Raw genomic sequence first — 14005 nt, forward strand, 5'->3', positions numbered from 1 at the left:
CATTGGACAGGTAGCTGTAAAAAATCACTTTGAGCATCATGCGCGGATGGTAGGCCGATGTGCCGCCACCCTTATAGCGCTTGACCAACTCTGCGATATCCAATTGCTCCACTACCTGATCTACCAGCCGGACAGGATGGTTGTCAGGAATCTTATCAAAAATATTGACCGGAAACAGTTCGGGACTTTTGCCCGGTCGCTGCTTAAAGACTACTTTGCCCATGCACTTATATACTGCTTGCAAAGCAAAGATAATCAATTAATTAGAGGCTGTCCAGACTTTTTGGACAGCCTCTTTTTTGTTACTTATCAGAGTAACATTTGCTTGCGGTGAGTTTTGTTGAGCAGGTAAAAACAGAATACACCGCTATTTCATATAAACCTGAAAATACAGAAGTTGTTTGAGGAAATATTTTACGTAAGTAATTAAAAATCAAACAATTAAGCCTGACAGATTTTTTAAAATCCGTCAGGCTTAGTTAAGTAAGTGAGCAATTTAAAACGACCTTTCAAATTTACCGCAAAGCCCACTGAGTATTACGCAAAGAGCGCTAAGTGTTTTTATGATAAATTTTTTCTTTGTGTACACTGCGGTTAAACCTTTGCGCACTCTGCGGTAAAAAAGAATGCGTTAATTTGCTCACCTGCTTATAAAAATCAGCAGAAAACTGCGCCATTTGCAACACGCTGTGTGCTTATGCGATGCGCTGTCATGTGCTTACTTAAACAGGCCGCAATCCGAAATTATTCGCCCGAATTGCAGCCCATCGGCTGATTTATACTTCTCTGTGTACTTGGCTCATTACGCGATTCATGCGAATAATGCCAAATTTTTCCAGAATCACCATGATGACATAAGTCATGTCAATTTCGTGCCAGCGCACACCGCCAAAGTTGGGTCTGCCCCCGAATCTGTGGTGATTGTTGTGGTAGGCTTCGCCCATCATCAGCCAGTCAAAAGGGAACAAGTTTTTGGAAGTATCGCTCACTTTAAAATTGGTGTAGCCGTATTTATGCGCAAACCAATTGATAATCATGCCGTGAATGGGTGCCATTAGCCATGCCACAGGCAAAAAAATCCATTGCCACCAAGCTGTTGCAAAAAAGTAAAAGAAAGCGGCATAGGCAAGCCCCCACGCAATGCGTGAGAACCACGAACTGGCAAACAGGTCAAATGACTGCCACTGCGGTACATTTTTCAGGAATCGCTCATCTACTTGTACCCGCTTTTTCAAAATATCCGTGTAGCGGTTTTTGGTGCGCCACATCATCAGAATCGGGTTGTGGTCATACTTGGGTGAGTGAGGGTCTTTTTCGGTATCTGCAAAAGCATGGTGCATGCGGTGCATCACGCCGTATGCATAAGCACTCAGATAATTAGAACCTTGTGTAAGCCATGTAAGCACAAAACAGATTCTTTCTGTCAGTTTGGACATACTGAAACTCTGGTGGGCAGCATAGCGATGAAGGAAAAAACTTTGAAAAAAAAGTCCTGAATACCACAGGACAACAATGAAGATAAGTACTGTCATTTTTTGGTAAGGAATGAATTTAAAACCCCAAAAGTCTGCAAAAGATTCCTAATTCTCCTTAATTTCCGATTCTATGGTTGTACTTTTTGTTGTCGCTTTGCGCGAAAGTTCTATAAATAATCCAATTTGCAGGAAATCAGCACCTGTTTCATCATTGATGCGATAGTCAAACTGGTGCAAATAGCCGACTTGCAGCGAAACTTGCGGCGAAAACCGATGATTGAGCGTAAAAGCCAGACGGTTGCGCTCAAAATAGGGCTCACGGTCGGTAAAAAATAATTCGTTGGTAACGCTGAACAAATAGGGCTGATAGCCTTTTTTGTCATCCCCGAAAGGATAGGCAGCCCCCAAGCGATAGCGGAAACGGTTGCGGTAGCCATTAGCAGAAAAACGCATTTCCATTCGGTAGCGCTGCTCTATTTTTAACTTACCGATGTATTGTGTCAGCGAAAGATGCGGCCACAGGCGGATTTCGCTGTTATTCTTCGGGCGCACAAAATCTCCTCCTTCACGGTAAGTGTCATATTGCCCCATGCCCATACCCGCATATACATTTGGGTAAACTTTGTAGGTAAAACCGCCTTTGTATTCGTGATAGTGGAAATGGTCGTAGAAACGCAGTGAGCGCAACTGTGCCTCAGCGAAAAAGCTCAACTGCGGCGTGTAGGCATAGCGAATGTTGATTGTATTCCAACTGCCCAATGTTTCGTCTTGTCCCTTTGCTTGTGGGGCAAGGCTGCATAAACACACTGCAAGCAACCCAATGCTTGTCAAATAACTGTTTTTTGCCATTCCGTCTGTCAAAAAGACGGCAAATGTAGCCAATAAGCAGTTGTGCAACCAAGCCGTTTAAATTGAGCCTAAAATTTTTATGTTTAACCAAAAAAATCGGAAGCCTCTGCATGGTGATAACTGCCATGTGAGGCTTCCAATCAGTTGATACACGAACCTGACAGGTTTTTGATACCTGTTAGGTTTAAATACGTGTTTTTCAAGTATTTACACGCACTTTTTTACAAATCTCCTGCGTTTTTATATACTTCGCTAATGAGCGCTTGCTAATGGTTCAAAGCCGCGTGAATTTGTTCTTTGAAGTAGGCTATGAAGCCATCAATCGGCATACTTCCCAAGTCGCCATCGCCTTTTTTGCGGACAGCTACGGTGCGCTCTTGCTGCTCTTTTTCGCCTACAATCAGCATGAACGGTACTTTCTTAACCTCTGCATCGCGGATTTTACGTCCGATTTTTTCATCGCGTTCGTCTAAATATCCGGCAATGTCATTTTCCTGCAACAGATTAAATAATTCCTGTGCATAGTCCTGATATTTTTCCGAAATTGGCAATACTGCCACTTGGTCAGGCGACAGCCACAGCGGGAAATTGCCGGCGCAGTGTTCGGTGAGTACGGCCACAAAACGCTCCATAGAGCCGAAAGGCGCGCGGTGAATCATCACCGGCCTGTGTCGCTGATTATCAGCCCCGATGTACTCCAACTCAAAGCGATTGGGCAGGTTGTAGTCCACCTGAATGGTGCCCAGTTGCCACTTGCGCCCCAGTGCATCTTTCACCATGAAATCCAGTTTAGGGCCATAGAATGCGGCTTCGCCATATTCCACTACGGTTTTCATGCCTTTTTCCTGTGTGGCCTCAATAATGGCACTTTCTGCTTTTTCCCACAGTTCATCATCGCCTATGTACTTGCTGCGGTCTTCTTGGTCGCGGAGCGATACTTGGGCAATGTACTCCTCAAATCCTAATGCCGAAAACACATACAGTACAAGGTCAATTACCTTCTTGAACTCCTCTTTTACTTGGTCGGGGCGGCAGAAAATATGCGCATCGTCTTGCGTAAAGCCGCGCACACGGGTCAGACCGTGCAACTCACCACTTTGCTCGTAGCGATAAACCGTACCGAACTCTGCCAAACGCAGCGGCAAATCGCGGTAGGAACGCGGTTTGGCTTTATAAATTTCGCAGTGATGCGGGCAGTTCATTGGTTTGAGCAGGAACTCTTCGTCTTCATCGGGCGTATGGATGGGTTGGAAAGAATCCTTGCCGTATTTAGCAAAGTGCCCGGAAGTTATATAAAGTTGCTTGCTGCCGATGTGTGGCGTAACTACCTGCTGATACCCTGACTTAACCTGTGCTTTTTTCAGGAACTGCTCCAAGCGGTCGCGGAGGATAGCTCCTTTGGGCAACCACAGTGGCAAACCTTGCCCTACTTTTTCAGAGAAAGTAAAGAGTTCCAACTCTTTGCCCAGTTTGCGGTGGTCGCGTTTTTTGGCTTCTTCCAGCAGGGTGAGGTACTCTTTCAGTTCCTTGTCTTTGGGGAAAGTGATGCCGTAAATGCGGGTCAGCATCTTATTTTTTTCGTTGCCCCGCCAGTATGCACCGGCTGTGTTCAAAAGTTTAACAGCCTTGATAAATCCTGTGTCGGGAATGTGCGGCCCGCGGCACAGGTCGGTAAAATTACCTTGCTGATAGAAAGTAATTTCGCCGTCATTAAGGCCTTCTATCAGTTCTAACTTATACGGGTCGCCTTTTTCGGTAAAATAAGCAACAGCATCGGCCTTACTTACTTCAGAACGCTTGAAAGTGTTTTTCTGCTTGGCAAGTTCCAGCATTTTTGCCTCGATTTTTTCAAAGGCATCTTGCGTAAAGGTATGGCCGTTGAAATCGATGTCGTAGTAAAAGCCGTTTTCAATAGCCGGGCCAATACCTAATTTGATGCCCGGATAAAGGGCTTCCAGCGCTTCTGCCATCAGGTGCGCCGATGAATGCCAGAAAGTGGCCTTGCCTTCTGCGTCGTTCCATGTCAGCAGTTGCACGGTAGCATCTTGCATAATCGGGCGGGTGGCGTCCCATACCTCACCATTGACCTTGGCAGCCAGCACGTTGCGCGCCAGACCTTCACTGATGCTTAGTGCGATGTCCATTCCGGACGAACCTTGGGCAAACTCACGAACGTTGCCGTCGGGAAGTGTAATTTTGATGTTCATATCAGATAAAAAATTAAAAAGCGCTTGCGTACAACTGCAAGCGCAACGGACAAATTATTTACGGTACTATTTAGGGAAAAACTTGTCGCGAATAGCGCCTATACGCTCCTGAGTTTTACCTGTTTTATCGTCTTCGTACTTATTGGCCAATTGCAGCGCAGGGCCGCCAATATCGCCGTAAATGCGTGTGTCGTCGGCATTAACAGGCACTAACTTGGCACGGTTGTGATTTTTGATGCCGCAGGAAGCAGCACCCAGCAAAATGAATGCGAATAATGCAAAGCGAATTTTCTTCATCGTTATAATATGATTCGGTTTTATGAATTTAAAATTGTTGTGAACGAATGGCGGGCAACCCTGTATTGGCCATGTTGGTTGTTGCACGGCTCAACAGTGTTCCCGATTCATTATAAAGTTCTGCCACCGCATTGACAATCGTTTTACCTGCACGGGTAACTTTTGAACGTGCGATAACTTTTTCGCCAACTTTTGCGGGTGCAAGAAAATCCACCGACAAATTTACCGACACATACAGATTTTCAAGCCCATACAAGGCGACCGTCATGCCGACAATGTCATCCAAAATAGCCGAGTGAATACCGCCGTGGAGCATCCCCGCCGGATTGGTCATTTCTTTGCGAACGATAAATTCGGCTTCCATTTCTCCCTGTTCCACCACTCTCAGCGTGCCGTTCAGCCATTGGGTAAATGGTGGCGCAGGCATTTCAGAAGCAGGTCGGCCAATGTATTGTCGGAAATATTCCAGCATCACTATTTTTTTGTGCAAATATATATAAACAAGGCGTTTTTCAAATCCGATAACTGTTTAGTGTTTGGCCTCTGTGCAATCGGGAAAGTCAATGCTCTGCGGCAGGGGTTATAGCATCGTACAAAGTATACCGCTAACGGGCTTTCAGGACACCTGCTGCTGAAAGCCCCGACAACGGCTTTTGATAAAGGCGATTTTAGGTTGCCTGTGAGCATACCGCCTTGTTGAGGCAGGGTGAACGTTGCGTTATAAAGAAAGTTGTTTTCTTACCAAATCGAGAACAGCATTAGAGGTTAGGCTGATGTTGAGGCTGCGCTCCTGTGAAAGGGCTAATTTTTTGGCAATTACCTGTGTACCGTCGGCGTAGCCTATCCATACCGTACCTACGGGTTTTTCGGGTGTGCCGCCATTGGGGCCTGCGATGCCTGTGGTAGCAATGCCGATGCTTGCTCCGTAGCGCACTCGCACGTTTTCCGCCATTTGGCGAACGGTCTCTTCACTGACCGCCCCGTGCGCCGCCAGTGTTTCGGGCAGCACGCCTAATTGCGAAACTTTTACCTCGTTGCTGTACGCCACAATACCGCCTACAAAATAACGGCTCGAGCCGGCATGTTGCGTAAACTGATGGGCAATGTAGCCGCCCGTACAACTTTCGGCAGTAGCAATGGTTTTACCTTGCTCGAGCAGCAGCGCGGCCACGGTAGTTTCTATCTCGTCATCATCGTAGCCGTAGAAGTGTTTGCCGATAATGGCCACTACTTTTTCCGTTTCGCGGTTGATATCGGCCAACAGGGCATCACGGTCTTTGCCTATACCCGTGATGCGCAGGCGCACCTGCCCCATGCGCGGCAGATAGGCCAGTTTCAGATGTGGCGGCAGTGCCAGTTCCCATTCCTCTATCATATCGGAAAGCGTAGATTCGGGAATGTTGATGGTTTTAATCATCCGATGAATGATGTGGGGCGTTTCAAACCGTTCCTGCAACATGGGCAGCACTGCCTCTTTCATCATTTTTTTCATCTCATAAGGCACGCCTGCCATAGAAACAAACACCTTGCCGTGGTGCTCAAACCACATGCCCGGAGCCGTGCCAATCAGGTTTTGTAATACCTTACAGTTGGCCGGCACGTAGGCTTGTTGCCGATTGGTAGGCGTAACTTCACGCCCGCGGGCACTGAACAGGCGCGTAATGTTGTCTAATACCGACTGGTCAAATACCAGTTCCGTACCGAAATAATCTGCCAGCGTACGCTTGGTAATATCGTCTTTGGTAGGGCCTAAACCTCCTGTTATCAGAATGATGTCGGCCACTGCTTCGGCAGCCTGCAAGGCATTTACAATGGCACTTTGGTTATCGCCTACGGACGTTTTGCGGATGGTACGAACGCCGATTTTATCTAACTCGGCGCTTATCCATTGAGAGTTGGTATCGGTTATCTGCCCGTAAAGTATTTCGTCGCCAATGGTGATAATTTCGGCAAGAACTTGTTTCATAGCTTGTGATTTTTCAGGGCTTGAAATTACATCTTTCGGCAGATATGTCCATCAAATAGCGAAAACAGATGTAACCTTGCAAGGAGCAGCTACGGGGTGCGTGCATGATATTCTAATGACGAAGCCTTCCCAAAAAGCACCTCATAAAATTTTCGGCGGATGCACGCGCTCACAGGCGGGAAAATAATACAAGTCGCAAAGTGATTTTGCGAAAAATGTTTTGTATAAGTGGTTGAAAAACAAAATTTTAAACCTGACGGGCTTGGGATACCCGTCAGGTTGGTATGCATCGGGGGCTTATTGAATCATAATCTGCTTGTTGGCGCTTGTAACCTGTTTGTAGGGCAGTTGCAAGTACAAAATGCCGTTTTCATAGCGCGCGCTGATGGCATCTGCATTCACGTTGTCAGGCAATTTGAATGAGCGCTCCAGCATCTCGTGGTTGTATTCGTGCAGGATGTATTCCTTTTCCTGTTTGCTGTGCTTAACTTTCTTGTCGGCTTTTACGGTCAGGATGCCCTGATGCACACTGATTTCTATGTCGTCTTTGTCAAATCCCGGCGCTACGACTTCTATTTCATAAGCCTCGCCATTTTTGCTGATGTTGGCAGCCGTGTGCGGTGCAATGGATATATGGTCGCCCAATGGGGAGCGGCCTAAAAATTCGTTATCGCCAAAATAATGACCATAGCGTTCGCCAAAACGATGAAAGGGATTATTGCGGCGTGGGAATAGCGTTTCCATACTGTTTGTCGGTTTATTTGATGGCAATTTGACTATTTCTGCCCATGAAAAAAATGACAAAAGTCATCTTGTTTAGTTTTTTAACGGATGCCCACGCGCCCGACAACCAATTCCACGCCTGTTGTTTGGGTTTGCGGAAAATACATCAGCCGCACCCCTGCATCAAAAAGCAGTTGAGCCATTCTACCCACATTAAAATCCATCGTCAGGTCTATGCCCACGGTTTGATAGTTGGTGGTACGGTCGCCTACGGCATAGTCGTAAAACAGCATGGTTTTGATGCGTTGCAGGTTGGCAATCGGCCCCAGCGAAATATCGGGATACCACAGGGGCATACGGTACTCAATGGCACTGCCGTAATACCACTCATGGCTGCGGTAAGCATAGCCGCGCGCAAACAGAATAGGGCTTGTAAACCGATAGTTGCTTTGCTGCTCGTATTGCATGGCACCGCGCAGGGTAAGGGCATGGTGGCGCAGCGCACCCGGCAGGAAAATCTGCCCTTGTGTGGCAAACTGCCCGCCCTCAAAATCGCGGCTGGCGAGCACCTGACGCGCAGAGGCGGCATAAGTAAAGCCTAATCTGCTCACAAGGTCGCGCTCGGCACGGCGCAGAGTGGCGGCATAGCTGAAATTCAGGCCGCCGCTCCAAAGTTCACCGCTGCGGAAACGGTCGGCGAACTGCCCACGGAAATTTCCTGTCTGCCTGTAAGAAGCCGATGTCCCCAGATTGGCACTTCGCAGAAAGCGGGAGTTGGTCAGCACCAACGGGATGCGAGCGCCCAGCGTTGCTACGTTTTCGGTAAACTGCAATTCGCTGACCTGATTGTTTACGCGCACATTGCTGCGGCGCTCAATACTGCTCAGGTTTACATCTATGACAGGATAGAAGCCCTGATAGCTGAACTGCCCGAACCAGTTGCCCGTTTGTTCGTTGGCATTGAACCGATAGCCGACCGTAGTAATGGCTGTGCTCAACAGATTGCGGGAATAGAGGGCTACTTCCAACTGTTCCAAATTGTTGGGGCTGATAAATGGCGACCAACTGTAAATATTGAACAGTTCGCTGAACCTGCCGTATTTGCGCATGGGATAGCTCCGTCGCGGCGGATTTTTCAGTATTCCCTGTGTTTGGGCAAGTTCGGGCTCCTGTTGCAGCAAAGGGCGGAAATAATCGGTAGGCACGGGTTTTACCTGCTCAAAGGGTATCCACAAAGCCGTATCGGCGGCAATGCGGGAGATATCCATGCCATACAAAGTAAAGTCATTGAAGTACAGGTATTTGCCGTCGGGCGAAGCCTTAGGATTGTATGCGCCAAAGGGACGCGCCGTAACCTGCCAGCGTTTGCCGCTTGCCTTATGCAGGGCGTAAATATTGTCTATTCCACTGTAAGAGGAGTGGAAAAATACCCATTCTGCCGAAGCTGCCGGAGCGCCGATGTTTTCATAGCCAAAGGGCAGAAGGTCTTGTATGGTATTGGTTGTCAGTGTAATGCGTGAAAGGGCAGTGCTGCCGTCGTTTTTGTGTCGGAGGCAGAGCAGGTGTTGGCCGTCTGTGTCGTAGCGCAGCATGGAGTACCGAAGGCTGTCGGTATTGGGCAGCCTTTGCAGCACTTCGCCGCTGCTGCTGTTCAGTATCAGAATCTGCTGAAAGCCGTTTTCCGCTACTTCTATGGTAGCTACTTGGTCTGCCTGTGGCGAAAGTGCCGCTGCCACGTAGCGGCTTCTGCGCGAAAGCGATTGCACCTTTCCTTTCTCCCAATCCAGTACCTTCACCACCTGATAATTGCGCATTTGCCAGCGCGGGTCAAATTCATATTCTACCCATACGGCTTTGCCCGACTCAACGGAAAACATGCCGTTGCCTACTACCAGCCCGGGTGTAAACAGCACCTTTGCCTGTTGTCGGCTGCTGTCGGCAGGCATTTCCACTATTTGCGGAATATGGCTCATGCCTTGCCGCAAGGCAATTACGCGGCCGTCGGGCAGCGGTTGCGGAAATGAAAAGTCGGTGTAAGTCGGCCTGCCATAGTGCTTGTGCCGCTTGGCAGGGAGGTTAGTCAAGGGTTGTTCTTTGAACAGTTGCTGCTGCTGATTGCGCCAGATGCTGTCCAATTCGCGGTTCATGTCGCGGTAGGCAGCCACCAGATAGCGCCCTGTTACTTTGCGAATGCCATTACTGAACGTAAAGGGTACAATCGGCCATGCAAAAGCCTGCTTGGTAATGCGGTCTAATGCCTGTGCGCCTCCTTTGCGACGAAGGTAAGTGGTCAGGTGGTAGCCCAGTACGTAGTGGTCGGGTACGGCATCGCGGAACGAACGCTGGTGCGCTTTGTGATAGCCCCATCCGCCGCTGCTGAGCAACTGCGTGCGGTAGAGCAGGTCAAAGTTGGGCACTCTGCCCCTGCCCCCGGGCAGCATGAGTGTTTCCGTAACTACTGCATCGCCTTCAAAAAACCACCACGGAGCCGCCAGATTGGCCACTGCACCCAATCCGTTGTAGCCACTCACCCAGTACACCAAACGGCTCAGCCCCGTCTTTGCCTTGTCATATTGTACTACGTGGCGCATTTCGTGCACAGAGAGCAGCGAAAGCCAATCGGCAGTGCCGAAGTCATTGTTGTTTTGCGGGGGCATGGTAAAAAACTCCGAACGGCGCGGCGCCAGATTGACAAAGCCGTTGGTAAACGTGGTGCGGTTTTGCAGCAAAATGCTGATGCGCCTGGGCTGCCTGCCAAGGCTACGCCCCACGGGGGCAAAAGGCTGTGCGCCCGGGTGGAGGATGGCATTGAGCACATTGGCAGTCCGCTGCGCCTCCTGCTCTGCTCCGGCAGGAAAAATCAGCCTGAACTCAGGTGTTTGCAATTGTTGCCAGCGCACCGAAAACGGCGTTTGCTGTACCGAGAATACATCTTGTGCACCAACAGACAGCACCCTGCCTGCTGCCAAGAGCAAAAGGCAACCGAGAAAGCGCAACATAGGCTTGCCGAAGAGTTTTAACGTGTTGGGGCAAACATAATACAAATTTTTCCCGCTTTTTCGCATGAAGTCTCAACAGAAATTAGTTAATTTAGTTAATCAATTTGTTATTCACCCGTCTCACTCAAAGCAATATGAAAAAGCTATTCTACACAATTTTTGCAGCCTTGCTGGCTTTTGGCGCAGCAGCGCAGGACGATATCGCACCAATTATGCTTGATGATATTCACTATTATATGAGCGACAGAGATTCTACCAATCGCTTTTTTATCAAGCATTTTGGCGCGCGCCCGATGGCACAACAACCAATCAACCCTTTTCAGTTTATTGATTTTCTGTTGGTTCGCCCCGGTCAGTCCACTATCAATGTATCATCAAGAGGCCCTTTCCCGGGTATGCGGGTGCGCGACCCCAAGCGCTGGAATCGCACGCAAATAGAACCTTCTCCCGACCTTCCGCCCATGTACGGCATGTACTGGCTGGCATTCAGCACCAAAAACTTGAAAAAGGCCATTGCCAAACTTAAAAAAGGAGGCATTGTATTCATCAACGAAAATTTCAAGTTGCCTGCCGAGCCTTCTGCCAAAGCAGCGGTACTCTGGGGGCCTGATTATAACCGCATTGTTATTGTTGAACGCAAGAATGACAGCGGCATTACTCCTTTCGGCATTGACCACTTGCAATACATAGTGGAAGATTTGGAAGCTAATATTAAATTTTTCTCCGAAGTATATCAGGGGAAGGTTATCAACCGCAGTGAGCAGGTTGCCACTATGCTGGTGGGCGGTCATACGTTTGTGCTGGCCACTCCCGAAGGCATGGGGCTCGACCGAAGCAAAGTAGCCCGCCGTAGCCCCGATTTCTTCCGTTACGGCATTGACCATCTGGGCTTTATGTACAAAGACATACGACCTGCCTTTGAAAATGCAAAAGCAAAAGGCTATTTCTTTGCATTAGACCCTACTCGGATGCAATATTATGATGCGCCCACCGTTTATACATTTGCCATCACATCCACTCCTGACGGTATGCAAATGGAGATGTATCAAGAAGACGGGCGCACTACTGCACGCACCAGATATCTTGACAGGTAACGACAAACGGCTTTTTCCAAAAACTTGTTACATTAGGCTGTTTAATTAGCAAATGATTGTATGCAGCAAGCGGTACCAAATTATCCCTACCGTTCCAAAAAATTAGAGGAATATCATATCCTCGACACCTTGAGCGAGCCGGAGTTTGACCGCTTGACACAACTGGCTGCTCTCATTTGCGAAACACCTGTTTCACTGATTACCATTCTGACGGACGAAAAACAGTGGTTCAAATCTAAAATAGGATTAGACATTGACGGTACGCCTATTGAACACGCATTTTGTAATCATGCCATCAAACAGTCGGATATTTTTGAAATAACGGATGCAACGAAAGATGAGCGGTTTGCCAATAATCCGTTGGTAACAAGTTCGCCCGATATTCGCTTTTATGCGGGCAGCCCGCTGATAGACAAAAGCGGATTTGCGCTCGGTACGCTTTGTGTCATAGACAAGCAGCCGCGCAGGCTGACAGAACACCAACGTGAGGCCTTGCGCCTGCTTGCTCAGGAGGCAATGGATGTCATACAATTGCGTGCGCACAAAGAAACCTACGAAGAGTTTTTCGAGCTTGTACCCGAAATGCTCTGCATGGTAGATACACGGGGGCATTTTATGCGGGTCAATCCGGCATGGGAAAATGTATTGCACTACAAAAGCGAAGAGTTGATAGGCAAAAACGTATTATCCTTCATCCATCCTGATGATATAGCACCTACCCAAGCAGCACTTGCCATGTTAGACAACGGGCAAACCGTTACAGGCTTTATCAATCGCTACCGCAGCCGCGATGGCAGCTACCGCAGTTTGGAGTGGAGCAGCAGGGCTATCGGCAAATTGGTGTTCGCCTCCAGCAAAGATGTAACAAAAGAACTCAAGGCGCGCGAAAACATGCAGCGCAGTGAAGAGCGCTACCGAATGCTGACCGAATTGGTTTCCGACTATGTATATGCCGCACGCATTGAGGGAGACCAACTGTATTTAGAATGGGTTTCAGACAATGTTCAACGCATATTGGGGTACTCTTTTGAAGAACTTAAAGTACCCGGAACATGGGAAAGCATCGTATGGTCGGAAGATGCCCAACGCATTATCAGAGGAAAGAATCGCCTACAAGACAGCGAAGAAAAAATTAATGAATATCGCGTTACTACCAAAGCCGGCGAAGTGCGCTGGATGTGGGATTTTAACCGTATTGTCAAGCGAGAGAGTGATACGCAAGGCCATATTATTGGTGCAACAAAAGATATCACCACGGAAAAAAGGGCCGAAATAGCTCTGTTGCATACCAAAGACCTGCTCGAGCAAACCGGCAGAGCGGCCCGCATAGGAACATGGGAGTTAGACGTGATTCATCAGCAACTGATTTGGAGCGATGTAACCCGTATGCTGCACGAAGTACCACTCGGTTTTCAGCCTGATGTAGCCACGGCTATTAACTTCTACAAAGAAGGCGAAAGTCGTCAAAAGATAGCGGAGGCACTGAACAAGGCGATAAATGAGGGGGTATCTTTTGACATGGAACTCGAACTGCTGACTGCTACCAATCGGGCAATCTGGGTACGTGCCATCGGCATCCCCGAGTGGCAAAACAGCCGGTGTGTGCGCGTTTACGGCGCTTTTCAGGACATTGACGAGCAGAAAAAAATTCAGATAGCCATTCAACAAAGTGAGCAGGCATTATTGGAACGCAATAAGCAACTGGAACAACTCATTGAACTGACCAAACGGCAAAATGAGCGATTGAAGGAGTACACATACATTACCTCCCACAATCTACGCTCTTCGGTAGCCAATATTTTGTCGATTTCTGACTTGCTCTACGCAATGCCCAACGATGCAGAACTCCTCAATATGCTGCAATCGGCTACTCGCCAGTTAGACAGTACCATTTTCAAGATGAATACGCTGCTGGACGTGGATAGCATGGCAGAAACCAATGAAAGAGAGCCTGTAAACCTGTTGGATGCTATTCGGGACAATCTTGAATTGCTCCGCAGCCGTCGTACAGATGATACCAAAGTCAGCGTGGCGGTTCCGCCACAACTGACGGTTGCCGCCCTGCCGGCATACATAGACAGCATTTTGCACAACCTGTTGAGCAATGCGATGAAGTACAGCCGCCCCGATACGCCTTGTCAGATAGATATACGAGCCTACGAAGAAGGCGATTTTGTGGTCATTGCAGTGGCAGACAATGGCGTAGGCATAGACCTGATGAAAGACGGCGATAAACTTTTCCGCATGAGTAGCCGCCTGCATACCGACAAAGAAGGAAAAGGGCTGGGGCTATTCCTCACCAAACACCAGATAGAAACCATGGGCGGCAGCATTGAGGTAGAAAGTACGCCCGGTAAAGGTTCGGTTTTCCGCGTATATTTACCGAAAACCTGAT

The 14005-nt window shown here is 48.4% G+C and carries 10 protein-coding genes and 1 pseudogene; 2 read left to right on the top strand and 9 right to left on the bottom strand.

Translation table 11 applies throughout. The features are described 5' to 3' along the window. The 9 genes and pseudogenes from NDK19_RS16100 to NDK19_RS16140 form a co-directional block, all read right to left on the bottom strand. Nucleotides 1-223 (bottom strand): annotated as a pseudogene (locus NDK19_RS16100) (IS5/IS1182 family transposase); the annotation flags it as partial. A gap of 553 nt (nt 224-776) precedes the next feature. After that, nucleotides 777-1532 (bottom strand): acyl-CoA desaturase, encoded by a 756-nt coding sequence (locus tag NDK19_RS16105; RefSeq protein ID WP_250632936.1) that lies wholly within the window; start codon nt 1530-1532, stop codon nt 777-779. 48 nt (nt 1533-1580) lie between these two features. Beyond that, nucleotides 1581-2324: a DUF2490 domain-containing protein gene (locus tag NDK19_RS16110; protein WP_250632937.1), complete on the bottom strand. Its 744-nt coding sequence runs from the start codon at nt 2322-2324 to the stop codon at nt 1581-1583. A 266-nt stretch (nt 2325-2590) separates the two neighbouring features. Next, on the bottom strand, nt 2591-4531 hold the full coding sequence (gene thrS, locus NDK19_RS16115; protein WP_250632938.1) for a threonine--tRNA ligase: 1941 nt from the start codon (nt 4529-4531) through the stop codon (nt 2591-2593). A gap of 66 nt (nt 4532-4597) precedes the next feature. Beyond that, nucleotides 4598-4828, bottom strand: coding sequence for a hypothetical protein (locus tag NDK19_RS16120; RefSeq protein ID WP_250632939.1), 231 nt, complete (start codon nt 4826-4828; stop codon nt 4598-4600). 28 nt (nt 4829-4856) lie between these two features. Further along, complete coding sequence (locus tag NDK19_RS16125) at nt 4857-5300, bottom strand: PaaI family thioesterase (protein WP_250632940.1); 444 nt, start codon at nt 5298-5300, stop codon at nt 4857-4859. A gap of 246 nt (nt 5301-5546) precedes the next feature. Next, a complete protein-coding gene (locus tag NDK19_RS16130; protein ID WP_250632941.1) occupies nt 5547-6794 on the bottom strand; it encodes a competence/damage-inducible protein A in 1248 nt (415 codons plus the stop codon). Nucleotides 6795-7091: 297 nt separating this feature from the next. Beyond that, nucleotides 7092-7538, bottom strand: a complete 447-nt coding sequence (locus NDK19_RS16135) for an Hsp20/alpha crystallin family protein (RefSeq protein ID WP_250632942.1) — start codon at nt 7536-7538, stop codon at nt 7092-7094. A gap of 80 nt (nt 7539-7618) precedes the next feature. Continuing rightward, nucleotides 7619-10516 (bottom strand): hypothetical protein, encoded by a 2898-nt coding sequence (locus NDK19_RS16140; RefSeq protein WP_250632943.1) that lies wholly within the window; start codon nt 10514-10516, stop codon nt 7619-7621. 134 nt (nt 10517-10650) lie between these two features. On the opposite strand from NDK19_RS16140, the gene NDK19_RS16145 reads away from it, so the two are divergent. Beyond that, nucleotides 10651-11610 carry a VOC family protein gene (locus NDK19_RS16145; protein WP_250632944.1) on the top strand — a complete coding sequence of 320 codons (960 nt, stop codon included), beginning with the start codon at nt 10651-10653 and terminating at the stop codon, nt 11608-11610. A 60-nt stretch (nt 11611-11670) separates the two neighbouring features. Beyond that, nucleotides 11671-14004 (top strand): PAS domain S-box protein, encoded by a 2334-nt coding sequence (locus NDK19_RS16150; RefSeq protein ID WP_250632945.1) that lies wholly within the window; start codon nt 11671-11673, stop codon nt 14002-14004. The last annotated feature ends 1 nt before the right edge of the window (nt 14005 follow it).

The organism is Rhodoflexus caldus, assembly GCF_021206925.1.
Lineage (GTDB): Bacteria > Bacteroidota > Bacteroidia > Cytophagales > Thermoflexibacteraceae > Rhodoflexus > Rhodoflexus caldus.